At 71.2% G+C, this 17,656-nt stretch carries 11 protein-coding genes; 6 read left to right on the top strand and 5 right to left on the bottom strand.

Features of this window, described 5'->3' with window-relative positions; genetic code table 11:
- Entirely contained in the window at positions 1–939 is a 939-nt protein-coding gene (locus tag ACFY5B_RS26520) for an aminoglycoside phosphotransferase family protein (RefSeq protein WP_389973398.1), read from the bottom strand.
- A 182-nt stretch (positions 940–1,121) separates the two neighbouring features.
- On the opposite strand from ACFY5B_RS26520, the gene ACFY5B_RS26525 reads away from it, so the two are divergent.
- Positions 1,122–1,958 carry an alpha/beta fold hydrolase gene (locus tag ACFY5B_RS26525; RefSeq protein WP_389973401.1) on the top strand — a complete coding sequence of 279 codons (837 nt, stop codon included), beginning with the start codon at positions 1,122–1,124 and terminating at the stop codon, positions 1,956–1,958.
- 114 nt (positions 1,959–2,072) lie between these two features.
- The gene (locus tag ACFY5B_RS26530) at positions 2,073–3,098 is read left to right on the top strand and encodes a helix-turn-helix domain-containing protein (protein ID WP_389973403.1); all 1,026 of its coding nucleotides are present in this window, start codon (positions 2,073–2,075) and stop codon (positions 3,096–3,098) included.
- 48 nt (positions 3,099–3,146) lie between these two features.
- Here ACFY5B_RS26530 and ACFY5B_RS26535 read toward each other — a convergent pair whose 3' ends face one another.
- Positions 3,147–5,471, bottom strand: coding sequence for a helix-turn-helix domain-containing protein (locus tag ACFY5B_RS26535; protein ID WP_389973406.1), 2,325 nt, complete (start codon positions 5,469–5,471; stop codon positions 3,147–3,149).
- A gap of 163 nt (positions 5,472–5,634) precedes the next feature.
- Here ACFY5B_RS26535 and ACFY5B_RS26540 point away from each other — a divergent pair, with 163 nt between their 5' ends.
- Entirely contained in the window at positions 5,635–6,393 is a 759-nt protein-coding gene (locus ACFY5B_RS26540) for a DNA alkylation repair protein (RefSeq protein ID WP_389973409.1), read from the top strand.
- A gap of 51 nt (positions 6,394–6,444) precedes the next feature.
- A complete protein-coding gene (locus tag ACFY5B_RS26545) occupies positions 6,445–7,428 on the top strand; it encodes a BtrH N-terminal domain-containing protein (RefSeq protein WP_389973411.1) in 984 nt (327 codons plus the stop codon).
- Positions 7,429–7,495: 67 nt separating this feature from the next.
- On the opposite strand, the gene ACFY5B_RS26550 is transcribed toward ACFY5B_RS26545, so the two are convergent.
- Both ACFY5B_RS26550 and ACFY5B_RS26555 read right to left on the bottom strand, forming a co-directional pair.
- The gene (locus ACFY5B_RS26550; protein ID WP_389973414.1) at positions 7,496–8,596 is read right to left on the bottom strand and encodes an AI-2E family transporter; all 1,101 of its coding nucleotides are present in this window, start codon (positions 8,594–8,596) and stop codon (positions 7,496–7,498) included.
- 220 nt (positions 8,597–8,816) lie between these two features.
- On the bottom strand, positions 8,817–9,032 hold the full coding sequence (locus tag ACFY5B_RS26555) for a hypothetical protein (RefSeq protein ID WP_389973421.1): 216 nt from the start codon (positions 9,030–9,032) through the stop codon (positions 8,817–8,819).
- 305 nt (positions 9,033–9,337) lie between these two features.
- Between ACFY5B_RS26555 and ACFY5B_RS26560 the strand changes: the two genes are divergently transcribed.
- Positions 9,338–9,952 carry a class I SAM-dependent methyltransferase gene (locus tag ACFY5B_RS26560; RefSeq protein WP_389973424.1) on the top strand — a complete coding sequence of 205 codons (615 nt, stop codon included), beginning with the start codon at positions 9,338–9,340 and terminating at the stop codon, positions 9,950–9,952.
- Between the two features lie 218 nt (positions 9,953–10,170).
- Here ACFY5B_RS26560 and ACFY5B_RS26565 read toward each other — a convergent pair whose 3' ends face one another.
- On the bottom strand, positions 10,171–12,081 hold the full coding sequence (locus tag ACFY5B_RS26565; protein WP_389973428.1) for an SMI1/KNR4 family protein: 1,911 nt from the start codon (positions 12,079–12,081) through the stop codon (positions 10,171–10,173).
- A 269-nt stretch (positions 12,082–12,350) separates the two neighbouring features.
- Here ACFY5B_RS26565 and ACFY5B_RS26570 point away from each other — a divergent pair, with 269 nt between their 5' ends.
- A complete protein-coding gene (locus ACFY5B_RS26570; RefSeq protein WP_389973431.1) occupies positions 12,351–17,567 on the top strand; it encodes a family 43 glycosylhydrolase in 5,217 nt (1,738 codons plus the stop codon).
- The last annotated feature ends 89 nt before the right edge of the window (positions 17,568–17,656 follow it).

Consider the following 17,656-nt stretch of genomic DNA (forward strand, 5'->3'; position numbering starts at 1 on the left):
TCAGCCGCCCAGCCCTCCGGCGAACGGCATCGACCGCCACTGCTCGACGGCCGGCCCCAGCGCTTCGACCAGCAGGGGCAACTGCGGCGCGAGCGCGAGACAGGCCACCGCGCGGGACATGCCCACCGCGTTGACGACCCGCAGGACATCCCGGTCCAGCTGCCGCAGACCGAGGTCCCCGGCGGCCGCGTCGTACGCGGCCTCGCACTCGGGGCCGAAGGCCGACAGGTCCCACTCGACCGGTCCGAGCGTGGTCAGTTCGAAGTCGGAGTACAGCACACCGCCCGGGCCGGAGACGATGTTGGCGGCCGGGGCGTCACCGTGGATCGGCTGGAACTCGATCCCGGGGAACACCGCCTCGAACCCCGCGCGTGAGGCGACCACCGGCTCCAGCACCTCCCACTCGCGCCGGGCCCGGTCGAGATCGGCCGGCTCCAGAAGATCGGGGCGCCCTTCCAGCGCGGCAAGGCCGTCGGTGACGAACCGCGGTTCGGCCGCCGTGAGAAACGGCAGTTCGCCCGGATACTCGCGCAGCGCGGCGTGCAGATCGGCGACCAGCCCGGCGTGGTGCACGTAGTCGGGCTCGGAGCTCTGGTCCAGCTCGACGAACTGCCAGAACGTCATCGAGAACCCGTCGCGCCGCACGGGCTCCCGCGGCACGAGCGGACTCGGCGGAATCACCGGGTGCCCCTGATCCGCGAGCCACCCCACCACGTCCAGCTCCTGTCGCTGCCGCGCAGCCTGGGAGTCGGCGTCGGCGTACGACGGCAGGACGGTCGGCACCCTGACCACCACCGGTGACGGAGCCAGGTGCACGACGACGGAGAACACGTCGTAGATCACCCTCGCGTCGCCCACATCGAGCCCCAGATCTCTCCCCGCACCGACGGCGGCGGCCAGAGCGCGGGACGTACGGACGGAGATCTGATCAGGTGTCATCAACCTCTCCATGGCGCCGATGGTGTCACGCCGGGTGCAGAAGGGCACCCGGTTATGGATCACGGCCCGCGTGTGCGCGCCAGGTCAAACACCGGTGCGCTGTCGGGCAATCGGAGCCTTTGCGCCCGGCCTAGCGTGGCCGTGTCCCTTGCACCAGCCGCTCGGAAACGAGGAAGCAGCACATGCCGTACATCACCGTGGGCCAGGAGAACTCCACCGCCATCGACCTGTACTACGAGGACCACGGTTCCGGGCAGCCGGTCGTCCTCATCCACGGCTTCCCGCTCGACGGGCACTCCTGGGAGCGGCAGAGCGCCGTCCTGCTCGACGCCGGCTACCGCGTGATCACCTACGACCGGCGCGGTTTCGGGCAGTCCGCCCAGCCGACCACCGGCTACGACTACGACACCTTCGCGGCCGACCTGAACACCGTGATGGAGACCCTCGACCTGCAGGGCGCCGTCCTCGTCGGGTTCTCGATGGGCACCGGCGAGGTGGCCCGGTACGTGTCCCGCTACGGTACGGACCGGGTCGCCAAGGTCGTCTTCCTCGCCTCCCTGGAGCCCTGCCTGCTGAAGTCCGACGACAACCCGGAGGGCGTCGCCCCGAAGGAGTTCTTCGACGGGGTCGTCGCCGCGGTGAAGGCCGACCGCTACGCCTACTACACGGACTTCTACAAGGACTTCTACAACCTCGACGAGAACCTCGGCACGCGGATCAGCGAGGAGGCCGTCCGGCACAGCTGGGACGTCGCCGCGGGCGGCGGCTTCTTCGCCGCGTCCGCCGCGCCCGCGACCTGGTACACCGACTTCCGTGCCGACATCCCGGCGATCGACGTGCCGGCCCTGATCCTGCACGGCACGGGCGACCGCATCCTGCCCGTGGAGGGGACGGCGCGCCCGTTCCACAAGGCCCTTCCGGCCGCGGACTACGTGGAGATCGAGGGAGCACCGCACGGTCTGCTCTGGACCCACGCCGAGGAGGTCAACTCGGCACTGCTCGCCTTCCTGGCCAAGTGATCGGATTCTTCCTCCGATTCTTCCTGGACCGCCCCGGGGCGGCGTGGTGACATCGTCAAGGCCGGCAGCGGGTCCCGCCTGCCGGCCTTCGCTGATGTCCAGGGGGGAATCCACGTGTCCGTCGTCCTGTCCACCGCGTCACTGCCGGCGGCCGACCGGAGGGAGCGCTGGCACGACGCGGTGTCCCGGACCTTCGTCCCGCTCGACGTGCGACTCCTCGAGGACGATCCGTCGCCCGGCAGCATCGTCAGCCAGCGGCTGGGTTCCTTAGGGGTCTCGCAGGTGCAGGCCGGCCCGCAGGTCGTGACCCGCAGCAGGCGGCTGATCGCCCAGGACGGCAAGGAGTTCCTCATCCTCACCCTGCAGCGGCGGGGCAGCGCCCTCAAGGAGCAGGACGGGCGGGAGGCCCGCATCGGGCCGGGCGACTTCTCCCTCTCCGACTCCTCCAGGATGTTCCGGAAGAAGGTGCAGAACGCGTTCTGCTTCACCTCCTTCCACTTCCCGCGGGAGGACCTCCGGGTGCGTGACGCGGATCTGCGGGCGCTGACCGCCACGGCGTTCTCCGGCCGGGAGGGCAGCGCCGCCCTGGTGGGCACCTATTTCGCGCGTCTGGCACGCGAAGCGGGGCATCTCGACGCCTTCGCCGGCCGCCAGTTCGCCGCCACGGCGCTCGACCTGCTGGCGCTGCTGATCAACGAGCGGAGTGGCCGCTTCGTCCCCCAGGCACCGGAGACCGCCGCGGCCACCCTCGTGCGCGTCAAGGACCACATCTCCCGTCACCTCGGCGATCCCGGCCTGGCACCGCCCGGGATCGCCGCGGCGCACTTCATGTCGGTCCGCTATCTGCACAAGCTGTTCCAGTCGGAGGGCGTGACGGTGGGGGAGTGGATCCGGACGCAGCGGCTGGAGCGGTGCCGCCGCGATCTCCTGCGCTCCCCGGCCCGGGGCCACGGTGTCGCGGCCGTCGCCAGGCGCTGGGGCTTCACGAGCCCCAGCCACTTCAGCCGTGCCTTCCGAGCGGCCTACGGGACGACGCCCCGCGAGTGGCAGCTGCACGGCCTGTCCGGCGAAGGGGGAGGCGACGGGGCGCCGGACGCGGGGGAGCGGCAACGTCCCGGCGGACCGGTTCGGTGCCCATGAATGTCGTCCAGGTCCCTCTCCAGGACGTGCCGCAGAGGCTGAGGCCCGTCACTGCGTGAACCGGGTGAGCGGCGCAGGCCTGCCCGCGGCCAGTGCGGCAAGCCCCGCGAACGCCTCGTCCCGCACGTCCGCGGGGGCGTGGCCCTCCATCGCGAGCACGGCACGGTACTCGGCGGCGGCCTCGTCCCGCTCGCCGAGACGGGCCAGCGCATGAGCCAGATGCAGGTGGACCTTGCCCGCCTGCTTGTGCCATCCGCGGGCGTCGAACTGCCCACGGACGGCCCGCAGCGCTTCGGCGGCCTCCTCCCACCGCTCCTCGTCGAGATGGACGAAGGACACCGCGTAGAGGGCCGTCAGGACGGTGAACTCCCTCACGTTGGGAGGAATCCGGTCCCGGTGGCGGGGATCCGCGAGCGCGTCCATGATGTCCCCGCAGGTCTCCACGGCAGCCTGCGCACGTCCCGCCCCGCGCAGCACCCGGATCATCCCGCAGGAGACCTGGAGGTACCCGTTGACGTCGTCAGCCGCCGTGAACAGCTCCGCGGCGCGCAGATAGTGGTCGGCCGCGAGCGACAGGTCGTCGGCGGCGTCCCACAGCCAGCCGAGATACGCGTGGGCCCATGCGTGCTGGAGGACGTCCCCGGCCGCCCGGGCGAGACGCAGCGCGCTCGTGGCCGCCTCCACCGCATCGTCGTGCCGGCGTGCGCAGGCCCAGTACGCCCAGGCGAGGTAGTTGCGGTGGGTCGCCTCCAGCGCGGCGTTCCCGAGGGCCGCCCCGGCCGTGGCGGCCCGCTCGTAGATTTCGACCCAGTGACCGAAGGACACCCAGTGGTCGGAGAACCAGTGCATGGCCTCCGCGACCTCGGCCACCCGCGCGTGCTCGGCCTGTGCCGCGGCCTCGCGGTACGCGGCGAGCCAGGCGTCGCCCTCGGCCCTGATCCAGCGCGCCGCCTGCTCGCGGTCCTCCAGAGCGACCAGCCGGCCGGGATCCGCGGGCGGCATCCCGTAGTCCGGCTCGTACCAGCGGCCCGCGAGGACGGCCGTGTCGAGCAGCCAGTGGCGCAGCCGGGTCCGCGCGGCGAGCGACCCCTCCTGTCCGTCCTCCGAGCGGTGCCTGGCCGCCGCGTACAGGCGCAGCAGGTCGTGCAGGCGGTAGCGGCCCTGACGTGACGTCATGAGCAGACCCGCCTCCAGCAGTTCCTCCAGGAGATCCTCGGTGCCGGGCAGCGGGACGTCCGCGAGCACGGCGGCCGGGGCGGCGCTGAAGTCACCGGCCGGCAGCAGCGACAGCAGCCGGAACATCCGGGCGGCCTCGGGGGCGAGACGGGAGCAGGACAACGCGAAGGCGGAGTTGACCTTCAGGTCGCCCGCGCTGAGCGCGTCGAGCCGGCGGTCCTCGTCCGCGAGCCGGCCGGCGAGGCGCTCGAGGCTCCAGTTGGTGCGGGTGGCGGCCCAGTTGGCGGCCACCCGCAGCGCCAGCGGCAGATGCCCGCACAGCTCGGTCACGACGTCAGCGGCCCCCGGCTCGGCGTCCACCCGCCCGGCACCCACGACGGCACGCAGCAGGGCGGCGGACTCCAGCGGACTCAGCGCCCCGAGCGTGACCCGTCGTACGCCCTCCAGACCGGCGAGGGTGCGTCGGCTCGTCACCACCACGAGCAGCCGCCCCGCACGCGGCAGCAACGGCCTGACCTGGGCCTCACCGCCCGCGTTGTCCAGCACCAGGACCGCGCACAGCCCTGCGGCGACGTCGTGGTAGCGGGCCAGACGCTCTTCGGCGGTCAGCCGGGCCAGCTCGGCGTCCCCGACGCCCCACGAGCCCAGCAGCCCGGCCGCGGCCTGTTCCGCGGACAGCGGCCGCTCGTCCAGACCTCGCATGTCCACCAGGAACGCCCCGTCGGGGCAGGGTGACGACGGCTCCTCGGCCAGCCGAATCGCCAGCGAGGTCTTGCCACTTCCGGGCGGGCCGGACACCACGGCCACCGGGGGCGTGACCACGGCGCCCTCGGCGGCCTCCCGCGCGAGAGCGCGCAGCTCGGCGAGTTCCGCCTGCCGGCCGACGAAGTCCCGCACGCCTCTCGGCAGCGTGTGGGGCGAGGCCCTGACCGGCTCGGCGGGCCGCGCCCCGGGCCGGGCCGCACGCGCGGCGGCGAGGAGGTCGGAGCGCGCCGCCTCGTCCAGGTCCAGGCCCTGGGCGAGCGCGGTGATGGTGCCCCGGTGCGGACGCCGGCTCCGGCCCCGCTCCATGTCTCCGATGGCCCGCCCCGAGATCCCCGACGCCTCGGCCAGCTCCTCGATCGTCAGCCGGCGACTCTGCCGTAACGCGCGCAGCAGCCGGCCGAACGGCGCCGTGATCCCCACCCCAGTGCCCACCGCGCGATGATACGGGGACGACCGGCGGCCACGCGGCCGAGGGATGCCCCGCCCACGCCCGGGATCCCTGTCTCTCTCCCGCCGGATCGAGGTGCTGGGTGGGGCGAGGTGCTGGGTGGGGGCGAGGACATGGAGGGGACGAGGCAATGGAGGCATCGAGGTGATGGACGTGGCAGCCGCCGCCGGGGACCTCCTGGCGTCCCTGGCCGTGCGGGGCGACGCGGACTTCGCGGCCGGAACACAGCGGTACTTCCCGCAGGAGATCCGTGCCCTGGGGGTGAGCAACGCCTCCGTCGTCCAGGTCGCGACCGACTACTTCCGTGAGCGGCCCGGCATTCCCCCGGCGACGCGTCTGGCCCTGACGGAAGAGGTGCTGTCACGTGCCTCGCACCACGAGGAGGTCCTGCTGGGTTTCGCGCTGCTGCACAAGGTCGCGAGAACCGGGCTGGGCGAAGAACTCCTCGACCGCTGTGAGTACTGGCTCGAAACGTATGTCTCCGACTGGGCGCAGTGCGACGACCTCTGCCTGAAGCTGCTGTACCCGTTCTTCCGCGGGCACCTCGACCGGATCCCGCAGACGCGGCGCTGGGTCGCGTCCCGGTCGCCGTGGGCGAGACGCGCCGCGAACGTGGCCGTCGTGAAGTTCGTCCGGCGCGCGGTGGGGCGGACGGTGTTCGAACTTCCCCTGTCGCACGTCTTCGACAACTGCGTCCGGCTCATGCACGACGAGGACGTGTACGTGCAGAAGGGCTGCGGATGGCTGCTCAAGGTCACCGCCGAGGTCCATCAGGACGAGGTGGCCGCATTCCTGCGCACCTGGCACACCGAAATGGCCCGCGATACCTTCCGGTACGCGATCGAGAAGATGGATCCGGAAACGCGGGCTTCCCTGATGGCGCTCGGCAAGAAGGCCCACAGGTGAGTCGGCGGGCCGGCATGTCACAGCAACCGTCCACAGAGGGAGAAGTCAGTCGTGTCACTTCTCGAAGCACAGCCGTACGTCGGTCATCATTGCGAATCGACATCCCTGGTCAACCTTCTCCGGCAGCACGAGATCGACTTGTCGGAGTCGCTCGTCTTCGGCCTCGGCAGAGGTCTGTCCTTCACCTACTGGCGTACCAAGCAGATGCCCACGCCGTTCCTGGGCGGCCGGATCAGGCCGGATCGACTGACCGCCCATCTCACCGAAGCGCTCGGTCTTCGACTGACCGTCAGGGAGACCTCCTCGGAAAGGCGGGCCCGCGAACAACTGCTCCGGGAGCTCGACTCGGGGACCGTGGTCGGTCTCAAGCTCGACCGCTACGACCTCGACTACTCCACGGACGACTACCGGTTCGCGGCGCACTACGTCGCCTGCGTCGGCTACGAGGACGACCGGTTCGCCCTCGTCGAGACCAGGCCGCTGGGGCTGAAGTGGGCCTCCGGCGCGTCCCTGGCGCGTGCGCGCGGCGCCCGGGGCCCGATGAGCTCACGCAACCTCTCCTTCACCATCGCTCCTCCGCAGGGCCCGCTGCCCGACCTCGGCGAGGTCGCCCGCCGGTCCGTCAGGGCCACAGCGGAAGGCTTCCTGAACCCACCGATCTCCAATCTGGGATTCAAGGGAATGCACAAAGCGGCCGACATCATGCCCGGCTGGATCGACGACCTCGAATCCCCGGAGGAGGCGCTCGTCGAGATCTCCACGATCATGGAGGAGGGCGGGACAGGCGGCGGTTTCTTCCGCACCCTGTGGGCGGACTTCCTGGCCGAGACCGCCGAACTCACGGGTGCGGGGGAGTACCACGACCTCTCCGACGCATACCGCGTGGTGTCGAGGAAGTGGACCCGTGTGGCGGAACTCCTCCGTGAGGCGGGAACCACCATGGACCGGGCCCCCGTCGAGCGCGCGTCGAAGCTGATGCATGAACTCGCGGACGAGGAACACCGCCTGATGCGACGGCTCTCGGACCCTGCCTGAGCCCTGGCCGCTCACCTCGGGATCTCGTGGAAACACGCGGTGGGACACACGGCACCCCGCGAGGCACTCAGGCAGCCTCGCCCGTACCGCCCCGCAGTGCCTGGTGCACGGACCACACCACGGCCACCAGCGGTACGGCCACCACCGCACCGATCACCCCCGCCGCGACCGCCCCGCCGACCACCGCCAGGGCGACCACCACCGGGTGCAGTCGCACCGCCCAGCTCATCACGACGGGGTGCAGCACATGGCCCTCGATCTGGCCGATGACCACGATCAGCGCCACGACCACCAGGGCGACGATCAGCCCCTTCGACGCCAGCGCGACGACCGCCGCGATCGCCAGGGCGATCGGCGAACCGATCAGCGGGATGAACGCCGCCAGGAACTCCAGGAGGGCCAACGGCACCGCCAGCGGCACCCCGAGGGCGGACAGGGCGATGCCCACGAGGACCGCGTTGGTCGCCGCCACCAGCAGGATGCCGTGCGTGTAACCGGTGAAGGTCCGCCAGGCGGCGTCGGCCGCGACCGCGAACCGCTGCCGGGCCCGGTCGGGGAGCTGGTCGCACAACCACTGCCACTGCTTGTCGCCGGAGTGTGTGAAGAAGACCGCGCAGAACAGGGCCAGTGCGAGCACGGTCAGCACCTCCACCAGCCGGCTCGCGCCGCTGAGCGCCGTACTGATGAGGGTGGAACGGTGGTCCGACAGGAGTTTGCCGATGCGGGACTGGAGATCGTCGAACGCGTCCGCGGGAAGCCTGAAGGGTGGCTCCTCCAGTCGTCGTTCGATCCGGTCGATCCCCGCCACGAACTCCTTCTCCAGGCCGGTCCGCTGGTCCGCGACGGTCTCACCCACCAGGGCCAGCGCCCCGAGGACCAGGACGATGCCGCCGATGAGCGCGGCGGCCACCGCGAGCGGCCGGGGCATGAAACGGGCCAGCAGACCGGCCGCCGGACGGAGCACCGCCGTGATGACGAGGCCGAGGAAGACGGCGACGGCGACCCGGTGGAACTGCCCGAGCACGGAGAAGGCGACCCGGACGACGATGCCGACCGCGATGAGCCGCCACGCGTACGCGGCCGCGGTCCGCAGCACGCCCGGCACGCGCGACCCGGCGTCGTCCAGGCGCGGCAGCGACGAGTCGGGTGGATCGGAGGGCGTCGACATCTCATGCCCGTACCACCCACCGGCCGCCGAACCGCGGAGCGGACCCGGAATTCCCCCGAAGGCCGGTACCTGCCCGGCGCGACGCCCACCGCACGCGCCGCGGAAGCCGTCGTGTCCGGCTGCCTCTCGCAGGGCGGCGACGGTCCGCGAGCGGGCTCCTCGCGCTTCGTGGAAGAGATTCCGCCGGTGCGGGCCGCCGGGCGCCCCGTACCTGTGCGCTCTAGTCGCTCCCGCGTTCCAGGACGCGGCGGGCTGCCTCGGCCTCCGCCGCCGCCGGCGACAGTTCGTCGAGGGTGTCGAGCTCGTCGTCCGCTTCCAGTTCCCGTTCCCAGGCCGCGGCGAGGCGTTCCTGCTCCTGGCGTGGCCTGGCACCGACCGCTTCGCGGTGCTCCGGGGCCAGAGCTGCCAGGAAACGTCCGAGCGGATCCGTGGGCATACGGGGCTCCTTGTCGTGGAGAGGGGACGCGACCTGCCCCAGCATGGCCGAACCGCTGCGACCCGGGCGCCCGACACAGCCGGAGGAACACCGCGTTGGCCCCTTCGCCCGCCCGCCCGCCCGCCCGCGCCGGGCCCGCCGCCCGCTCCGGGCAGGTCGAAGAGCGAAGGCGGGCGGCGGCGGATCGAGGGGAGAGACAGGTCCGCCCGCCGGTCCTCGGCGATCTCCTCTTCTCTTCTCGACCACCGGTCGGGGATGACAGGGTGGGCGGCGCCCGTCGACGCACAGCCTTGCAGGAGCCCGCCATGACCAGCAGTTCCCGTCCTGACTTCGGGCTCACCGCACAGGACTACGGCCGCCACCGCGCCGGATTCCCACCGCAGATCATCACGCACCTGTACCGGCACGGCATCGCCTTCCCCGGCAAGGACGTACTCGACATCGGCACCGGCACCGGTGCCCTGGCCCGGCTGTTCGCGCAGGCGGGGGCTCGGGTGACCGGGGTGGACCCGGCGGCACCGCTGCTCGAACAGGCCCGGGAGCTCGACGGGGAAGCGGGGGTGCACACCGACTACCGGGTGGGCACGGCGGAGTCGACGGGGCTGCCGGACGCGTCGTACGACGTGGTGGCGGCCGGCCAGTGCTGGCACTGGTTCGACGCGCCGAAGGCCGCGGCCGAGATCACGCGGCTGCTGCGTCCCGGTGGCCGGGCGGTCATCGCCCACTTCGACTGGCTGCCCCTGCCGGGCAACGTGGTCGAGGCGACCGAGGAGCTGATCCTGTCCTTCAACCCGGCCTGGACGTTGGGCGGCGGCACCGGCCTGTACCCGCGCTGGCTGACCGACCTGGCCACCGCGGGCTTCACCGGCATCGAGACCTTCTCCTTCGATCTGGCCGTGCCGTACCCGCCCGAGGCGTAGCGGGGCCGGATCCGGGCCAGTGCCGGGGTCGGCGCCAGCCTGCCGCCGGACGAGGTGGAACGCTTCGACGACGCCCTCGGCAGTGTGCTGGGCGAGCGGTTCCCCGGGAAGGTGATCCAAGTCCCGCACCGCGTCTGGGCCGTTGTGGCCACGAGGGGCGACGACTGAGCGCCCTCGGCAGCCGCCCTCTCGCCGGATGCTGCCGGTGAAGCGTCTCCTCAGCCCACCCGGATCACCGAGTATGTCTCTCCGTCCCGGGGCGGTCGCGTCCACGAACGGGTGACGAACGTGTGCAGCCGTCCGTTCACGAGGGCATGGCGCGGCAGACGGGCGCCGAACTCCTCGGCCACCGCCTCCAGCAGCGACCGCTCCACTCCGGCCCCGCCCTCGGGGTCACCGAAGAACCGGCTCGGGTCCAGCGCCGCCGGTATCCTCCCGCTCGACCGGACCTCTCCGTCCGCGTACGTGAAGGAGTACTGCTCGGCGCCGTCCCGCGCCACCGAAAGGTGGAAGAACGGCTCCCCGTGCCTTGTCCTCAGGCCGCTCCACACCACCACAGCGCGGGTTCCCGCGGCGGCGGCCACGGCCGGGGAGACGAACCGCCGGCGGTCGAACGGGGCCGGGTCGCCGTCGAAGGCGAAGCTCCAACCGGCGCCGGCCCGGCCGATCGCCATGAGAGCCCTGTCGTCGTAGGAGGAGAACTCCCTGCGGTCGTGCAGCCACGCCTGGCGTGCCTCCCAGCAGGTCATGGGCGCGCTCAGCACGCTGCCGTCCCCGTCCCCGTCCCCGTCCTGTTTCGCGAGACGTCCGGGCAACTCCTCGGGCTCCACCCCCTCCACCAGGACGAACCGGTAGGACGTGCGGTTGTTGCCGGGGTCGGGATCCGCGAGCCACGCCAGGCCGCCCGGGTCCAGCCCGGCCGACGGACTCGGCGTGTCACCCGACTGCCCGCCCCTCGGCGTGGACAGCAGCTCCCGGCCCCGCTCCGGGGTCAGCAGCGGCCCCAGCACGGGGTCGGCCACCCAGCCCAGGGGCGCGAGGTGATCCGGTCCCAGCGGCTCCCACAGGGGCATCGCGTCGATCAGGGTCCGCCACGCCCCGTCGGTGTCTCCCCACCGCGCCGACTCGCGGGCCCGCTCGACCGCCTCCCCGAACGGTCCGGGCGCCGTGTATCGGTACGTGCCGCCGCGCATCCGGTCGAGCATCGCGTAAGCCAGTGACAGCAACTCCTCGTCGGCGCCCCGCAGAGCGAACGTCAGGCCGGCGTCGCCCCGGTGGGAGTGCGCCGCGTGCTCCGCGATCAGTGCCGGCAGTAGCTCGGACGCATACCGCGGATCCGTCGCCAGGCCGTCGAAGTCGACCATGTAGGTCTGCCCGAGCAGGCGGCGGATCTGGTCGCCCAGCCCGGCGGCCCGCGGTCTGCCGTACCCCTTGGCCTCGTCCAGTGTCGTCACAGCCCGCTCCCAGCCGCCGCCCAGCGCCTCGATCCGGGCTTCCTCCAGTCGCGCGTCCAGCGTGCGTGTCGTGTCGTTCACGAACACCGGCTCCTCCGCGCCCCCGTGCGACCGCAGGCTGTGGAACTCCCGGTACACGTCCCGCATGAAGGCGGCGAAGCTCGCGTGCCGCTCGGGCGGCATGGCACGCCAGCTCGCCCATGTGTACACGGCCCACTCGCCGTGCTCGTCCACGTCCTCGGGGTCCATGAGGACGTAGGTGGCGTCGGACTCGACGTCGAGCTGCAGCCCGCGCCGCCAGATGTCGGCCTCGAGCCGCTCCTCGGGCCCGGCACCCTCATCCAGATACTCGTCGAACATGTACGCGAGTCCGGACGCGTTGGCGTGCCAGTGCGCGGACTCGGTCCCCGCCAGCAGCCACACGAACCCGCCCGCGTGCCGCCACCCGTCGGTGACCGCGAGGAACTCCCGGTACGACGGAGGCATCCGCCGGCCCAGGCGCTTCTCCATGACGGCGATCCGCTCCTCGGACGCGGGTGGGAACCCAAGCCACCGTGCCTGCCGCGCCGCCTCGTCGTCGGCTCCCCGCGTCTCGTCCTCCGGCAGGGAATCCGCCCACTCCCCACTCCACCTGAGCAGGAACGACCGCCAGTCGAATGCCGTGGTGTCCGTCATGGGCCCGATGCTGCCACCCGCCACTGACAACGCCGCGCCGGCCGCCGTGGCCGACGGTGAGTCCCTCCGGGAGAGCTGTTCGACCTGTCGGACATTGTTCGGAACCTCTTGACGCTGCCCCGGCCGTCGGCTGAGACTCACGCAACACGCGTTCACCTGCGTGTAACACCAGGCTCGCGGCACAGAGTTGCCGTCGCCTCGTCATCTCCGTGCTCACCGCTCCGCCCTGCCCGTCATCAGCCATGCCTCAGCAGAGGACCCCACAAGACATGACGCACGTCGCACGACTTCGCAGCCGAGCGAGACGTTGGGCGGGACCCCTCGCCGGACTGACCGCCGCGTCGATGCTGCTCGCCCTCGCCGGCCCCGCCGTCTCCGCCCAGGCGGCCCCGGAGGCACCGGCGCCCGAAGCGGCGGACCTCACCGAGGGCCTGGCCCTGTGGTACAAGCTCGACGCCGGTACCGGCTCCACCGTGACCGACGCCTCCGGCAACGGCCGCGACGGCACGGTCAGCGGCACCGCCGACTGGTCGGCGTCCGGCCAGGGGCTCGCCTTCAACGGGTCGGACACCTACATCAAGGTGCCGGACGACGTCATGAAGGGCATGAACGCGATCACCGTCTCCATGGACGTACTGATCGACCCCGCCCAGAGCACGCCCTACTTCCTCTACGGCTTCGGCAACACCAGCGCGGGCAGCGGCAACGGCTACCTGTTCACCACGGGCAACTCCTTCCGCACCTCCGTCGCGACGGGCAACTGGTCGACCGAGCAGACCACCAAGCCCTCCGACTCCCACAACCTGACCCGCGGAGTGTGGAAGCACGTCACCTACGCCCAGACCGGCTCCACGGGCGTGCTCTACGAGGACGGCGTCGAGGTGGGCCGCAACACCTCGGTCACCACCACACCCGGCGCCATCGGATCCGGCATCACCAAGGCCAACTACATCGGCAAGTCCGTCTACGACGGCGACAAGCTCTTCAAGGGCCGGATCCGCGACTTCCGTGTGTACGACCGGGCCCTGGACGGCTCGGAGGCCGAGCAGCTCTCCCTCCCCGTCGCCACGCAGGGCGTCGCCGCCGACAAGGAGGCCTTGAGCCTCGGCGACACCAGCGGCGTCACCTCCGACCTGGACCTGCCGAAGACCGGCCCGGCCGGCGGCTCCTCCATCACCTGGACCAGCGACAACCCGACCGTGGTGTCCGGCACCGGCAAGGTGACCCGCCCCGAGGCAGGCTCACCGGACGGCCGCGCCACCCTCACGGCGACCCTGAAGAAGGGCACCGTGACCGGCACCAAGACCTTCGACGTCACGGTCCGGCCCGCGCTCGACGACGCCGCCGCCACCCGGGAGGCCGCCGAGGCGCTCACGGTCCACAACCTCGACGACGCCCGCGGCAACCTCACCCTGCCCAAGAGCGGCAAGTACGCCACGACCGTCACCTGGTCCTCCGCGAAGCCGGACGTCGTCTCCGCGGGCGGCGAGGTCCACCGCCCCGCGCACGGCGACGGCGCCACCACCGTCGAGCTGACCGCCACCGTCACCAAGGGCGAGGCGAAGGCGACCCGCGTCATGACGGCCAAGGTGCCGGAACTGCCCGCCGAAGCGGCCCTCAAAGGCTATATGTTCAGCTACTTCACCGGCGAGGGCACCTCGGACGGCGAACAGCTCTACGCAGCCCTCAGCAAGGGCGACGACCCGCTGCACTGGCGCGAGCTGAACGACGGCAAGCCGGTCCTCACCTCCACGCTGGGCGAGAAGGGCCTGCGCGACCCGTTCATCATCCGCTCCCCGGAGGGCGACAAGTTCTACCAGATCGCCACCGACCTCCGGATCTACGGCAACGGCGACTGGGACGCCTCCCAGCGCACCGGCAGCAAGTCCATCATGGTCTGGGAGTCCACGGACCTGGTGCACTGGACGAACCAGCGCCTGGTCAAGGTCTCACCCGACAGCGCGGGCAACACCTGGGCGCCGGAGGCGTTCTACGACGCCGAGCGCGGCGAGTACGTCGTCTTCTGGGCGTCGAAGCTGTACGACAACGCCGACCACTCCGGCGACACGTACAACCGCATGATGTACGCCACCACCCGCGACTTCCACACCTTCAGCGAGCCCAAGGTCTGGATCGACCGCGGCTACTCGGTCATCGACTCCACGATGATCCGCCACGACGGCACGTACTACCGCCTCTCCAAGGACGAGCGGAACAACAGCTCCTCCACCCCCAACAGCAAGTTCATCTTCCAGGAGAAGAGCGACTCGATCCTCGACCCGTCCTGGACCCCGGTCGCCGAGGGCATCGGCAAGGGCGCGATGAACGCCGCCGAGGGACCGCTGGTGTTCAAGTCCAACACCGAGGACAAGTGGTACGCGTTCCTGGACGAGTTCGGCGGCCGCGGCTACATCCCCTTCGAGACGACCGACCTCGACTCCGGCACCTGGACCCCCTCCACCGGCTACGACCTGCCCGCCAAGCCCCGCCACGGCACCGTGCTGCCGGTGACCCAGGCCGAGTACGACCGGCTGCTGCGCGCCTACCAGCCCGACCAGATCGTGAAGAGCGTCGAGGACGTGTCGGTGAAGACCCGGGTCGGTGACGCCCCGGTCCTGCCGGCCACGGTGATCGCCGAGTACGCCGACGGCGTCAAGCGGCCCGTCTCCGTCGACTGGGAGGACGTCCCGGCGTCCAAGTACGCCCAGCCCGGCACCTTCACCGTCACCGGCAGCCTGCCCGGCGGCGCCGCGATCCCGGTCCGGGCCGAGGTCACCGTGTCCGAGGAAGGACCGGACGTCCCGGCCGACCTCCTGCTGCACTACGACTTCGACGAGACGGGCGGCAGCATCGCCCGCGACTCCAGCGGGCACGGCCACCACGGCACGTACGTCCGCACGCCCGACTTCGGCACCGGTGTCGACGGCGGCTCGTTCAAGATGTCCGGCGGCTCCGACTCGCCCTACGTGAAGATCCCGAACGGCGTGCTGAAGAACGCCGGCAGCGTGACGGTGTCGACGTACGCCAAGTGGAAGGGCGGCAGCAGCTTCCAGTGGCTGTTCGGGCTCGGACCCGACAGCGACAAGTACCTGTTCGCCACCCCGTCCAACGGCGGCTCCAGCCTCTACTCGGCCATCACCAAGGCGAGTTGGTCGGCGGAGTCGAAGCTGACGGCCGGCTCGCAGCTCACGCCCGGCCAATGGCGCCACGTCACGGTGACGCTGGACGGTGCCACCGGCACGATGATCCTCTACGCCGACGGCATCGAGGCGGCCCGCACCACGACCACCATCAAACCGTCCGAACTGTACGACGCGGCCAAGGACCACAGCGGCTACATCGGCCGCTCCCTGTACGCGGCCGACCCCTACTTCGGCGGCGAGGTCGACGACTTCCGTATCTACGACCGTGCCCTCACCGGCACCGAGGTCATGCGACTCAGCGGCAACACCGCGGGCGTCGCCAAGGTGACGCACCCGGCGCTCAAGGTCGACGCGCTCGTCGACAACGCGGCCGGCACGATCACCCTGCCGATGAAGGCGGGCACCGATCTCACCGCCCTGGCACCGGAGTTCACGCTCGCCGAGGGCGCGACCATCAGCCCCGCCTCCGGCAGCGTGCACGACTTCACCAAGCCGGTGACGTACGAGGTCACCGGATCGGACGGCAAGAAGCGCACCTGGAAGGTCTCGGCGCTGATCATGAAGACCCCGGTCCTGCCGGGTCTGAACGCCGACCCGAACATCGTGCGCTTCGGCGACACCTTCTACCTCTACCCGACGACCGACGGCTTCGAGGGCTGGAGCGGCACACAGTTCAAGGCCTGGTCCTCGAAGGACCTGGTCCACTGGAAGGACCACGGCGTCATCCTCGACCTGGGGCCGGACGTCGGCTGGGCGGACAGCAGGGCCTGGGCACCGGCCATGACCGAGAAGGACGGGAAGTACTACTTCTACTTCTGCGCCGACGCGAACATCGGCGTCGCGGTGTCCGACTCGCCCACCGGGCCGTTCAAGGACGCCCTGGGCAAGCCGCTGCTGAAGGCCGGTGACTTCCGCGGCCAGATGATCGACCCGGCGGTCTTCACCGACGACGACGGCAAGCAGTACCTCTACTGGGGCAACGGCCGCGCCTACGTCGTCCCGCTGGGCGACGACATGACCTCCATCGACACCGCGAAGGTCGAGGACATCACCCCGAGCGGCTACAACGAGGGCACCTTCGTCATCAAGCGCAAGGGCACGTACTACTTCATGTGGTCGGAGAACGACACCCGGGACGAGAACTACCGCGTCGCCTACGCGACCGGCCCCTCGCCCACCGGCCCGTGGACCAAGCAGGGCGTCATCCTGGAGAAGGACCTGTCCCTGGGCATCAAGGGCCCGGGCCACCACTCCGTCGTCCACGTCCCGGGCACCGACGACTGGTACATCGCCTACCACCGCTTCGCCATCCCCGGGGGTGACGGCACCCACCGCGAAACCACCATCGACAAGCTGGAGTTCGGCTCCGACGGCCTGATCGAGAAGGTCGTCCCGACCCTGAGCGGCATCGACCCGGTCACCGTCGCCCACGCCGGTCCGGACGCCACCGGCACCGAGGGCGAGGCGATCACACTCGCGGGCAGCGTCTCCGGGGCGGGCAACCCGAAGTGGACCGTCCAGGACGGCGCCCCGTGCACGGTCAAGGACCCCGCCGCGGCCCGCACGACCCTCACCTGCACCGACGACGGCACCTTCCAGGTCACCCTGACCGGCGGGCGCGGCAGCGACACCGCGACCGTCAAGGTCTCCAATGCCGACCCGTCGATCACTTCCGCCAAGGGCCCCGGCTCGCCCCTGTCGGTGGGCAAGGCCGCCGCCGTCACCGCGTCCTTCGGCGACGCGGGGACGAGCGACCGCCACACCTGCGAGGTCGACTGGAAGGACGGCAGCCGGCCGACGACCGGCACGGTCACCGACTCCGGCTGCCGGGCCGCACACGTCTACGACAAGGCGGGCATCCACCGCCCGGTCGTCACGGTCACCGACGACGACGGCGGCACGGACGGCACCACACTCCCGGAACTGATCGTCTACGACCGGGCGGCCGGTCCCGTGGCCGGCGCCGGCACGATCACCTCGCCGGCCGGTGCCTACCCGGCCGGGCCGGGGCTGACCGGGAAGGCGGCGTTCACCGTGGCCGCCCAGTACCGGAAGGGAGCCACCGTCCCGGCAGGCAAGGCCACGTTCGTCTTCGGTCAGGCCAAGCTCACCTTCCGCTCCACCGGCTCCGACTGGCTCGTGGTGAGTGGCTCCCGGGCCGTCTACCAGGGCACCGGCACGGTCGGCGGGAAGAGCGGCTACACCTTCAGAGTCACCGCCACCGACGGCCCGGACACCTTCCGCATCAAGATCTGGAAGAAGTCCACCGGCGACGTCCTCTACGACAACAAGGCCGGCGCCCCTACGAAGGGAGTCGTCACCATCGGAACCCACCGGCGCTAGGGCCTGTCGTTTGGATCGGGTCGGCCGGGAGTGACAGCGCCTCTCGGCCGACCCGAGCGGGGCGTGGTGCGTGCAGATGCAAGGCGGAG

The sequence above is a fragment of the Streptomyces sp. NPDC013187 genome, from assembly GCF_042899705.1.
Classification (GTDB): Bacteria; Actinomycetota; Actinomycetes; order Streptomycetales; family Streptomycetaceae; genus Streptomyces; species Streptomyces hawaiiensis_A.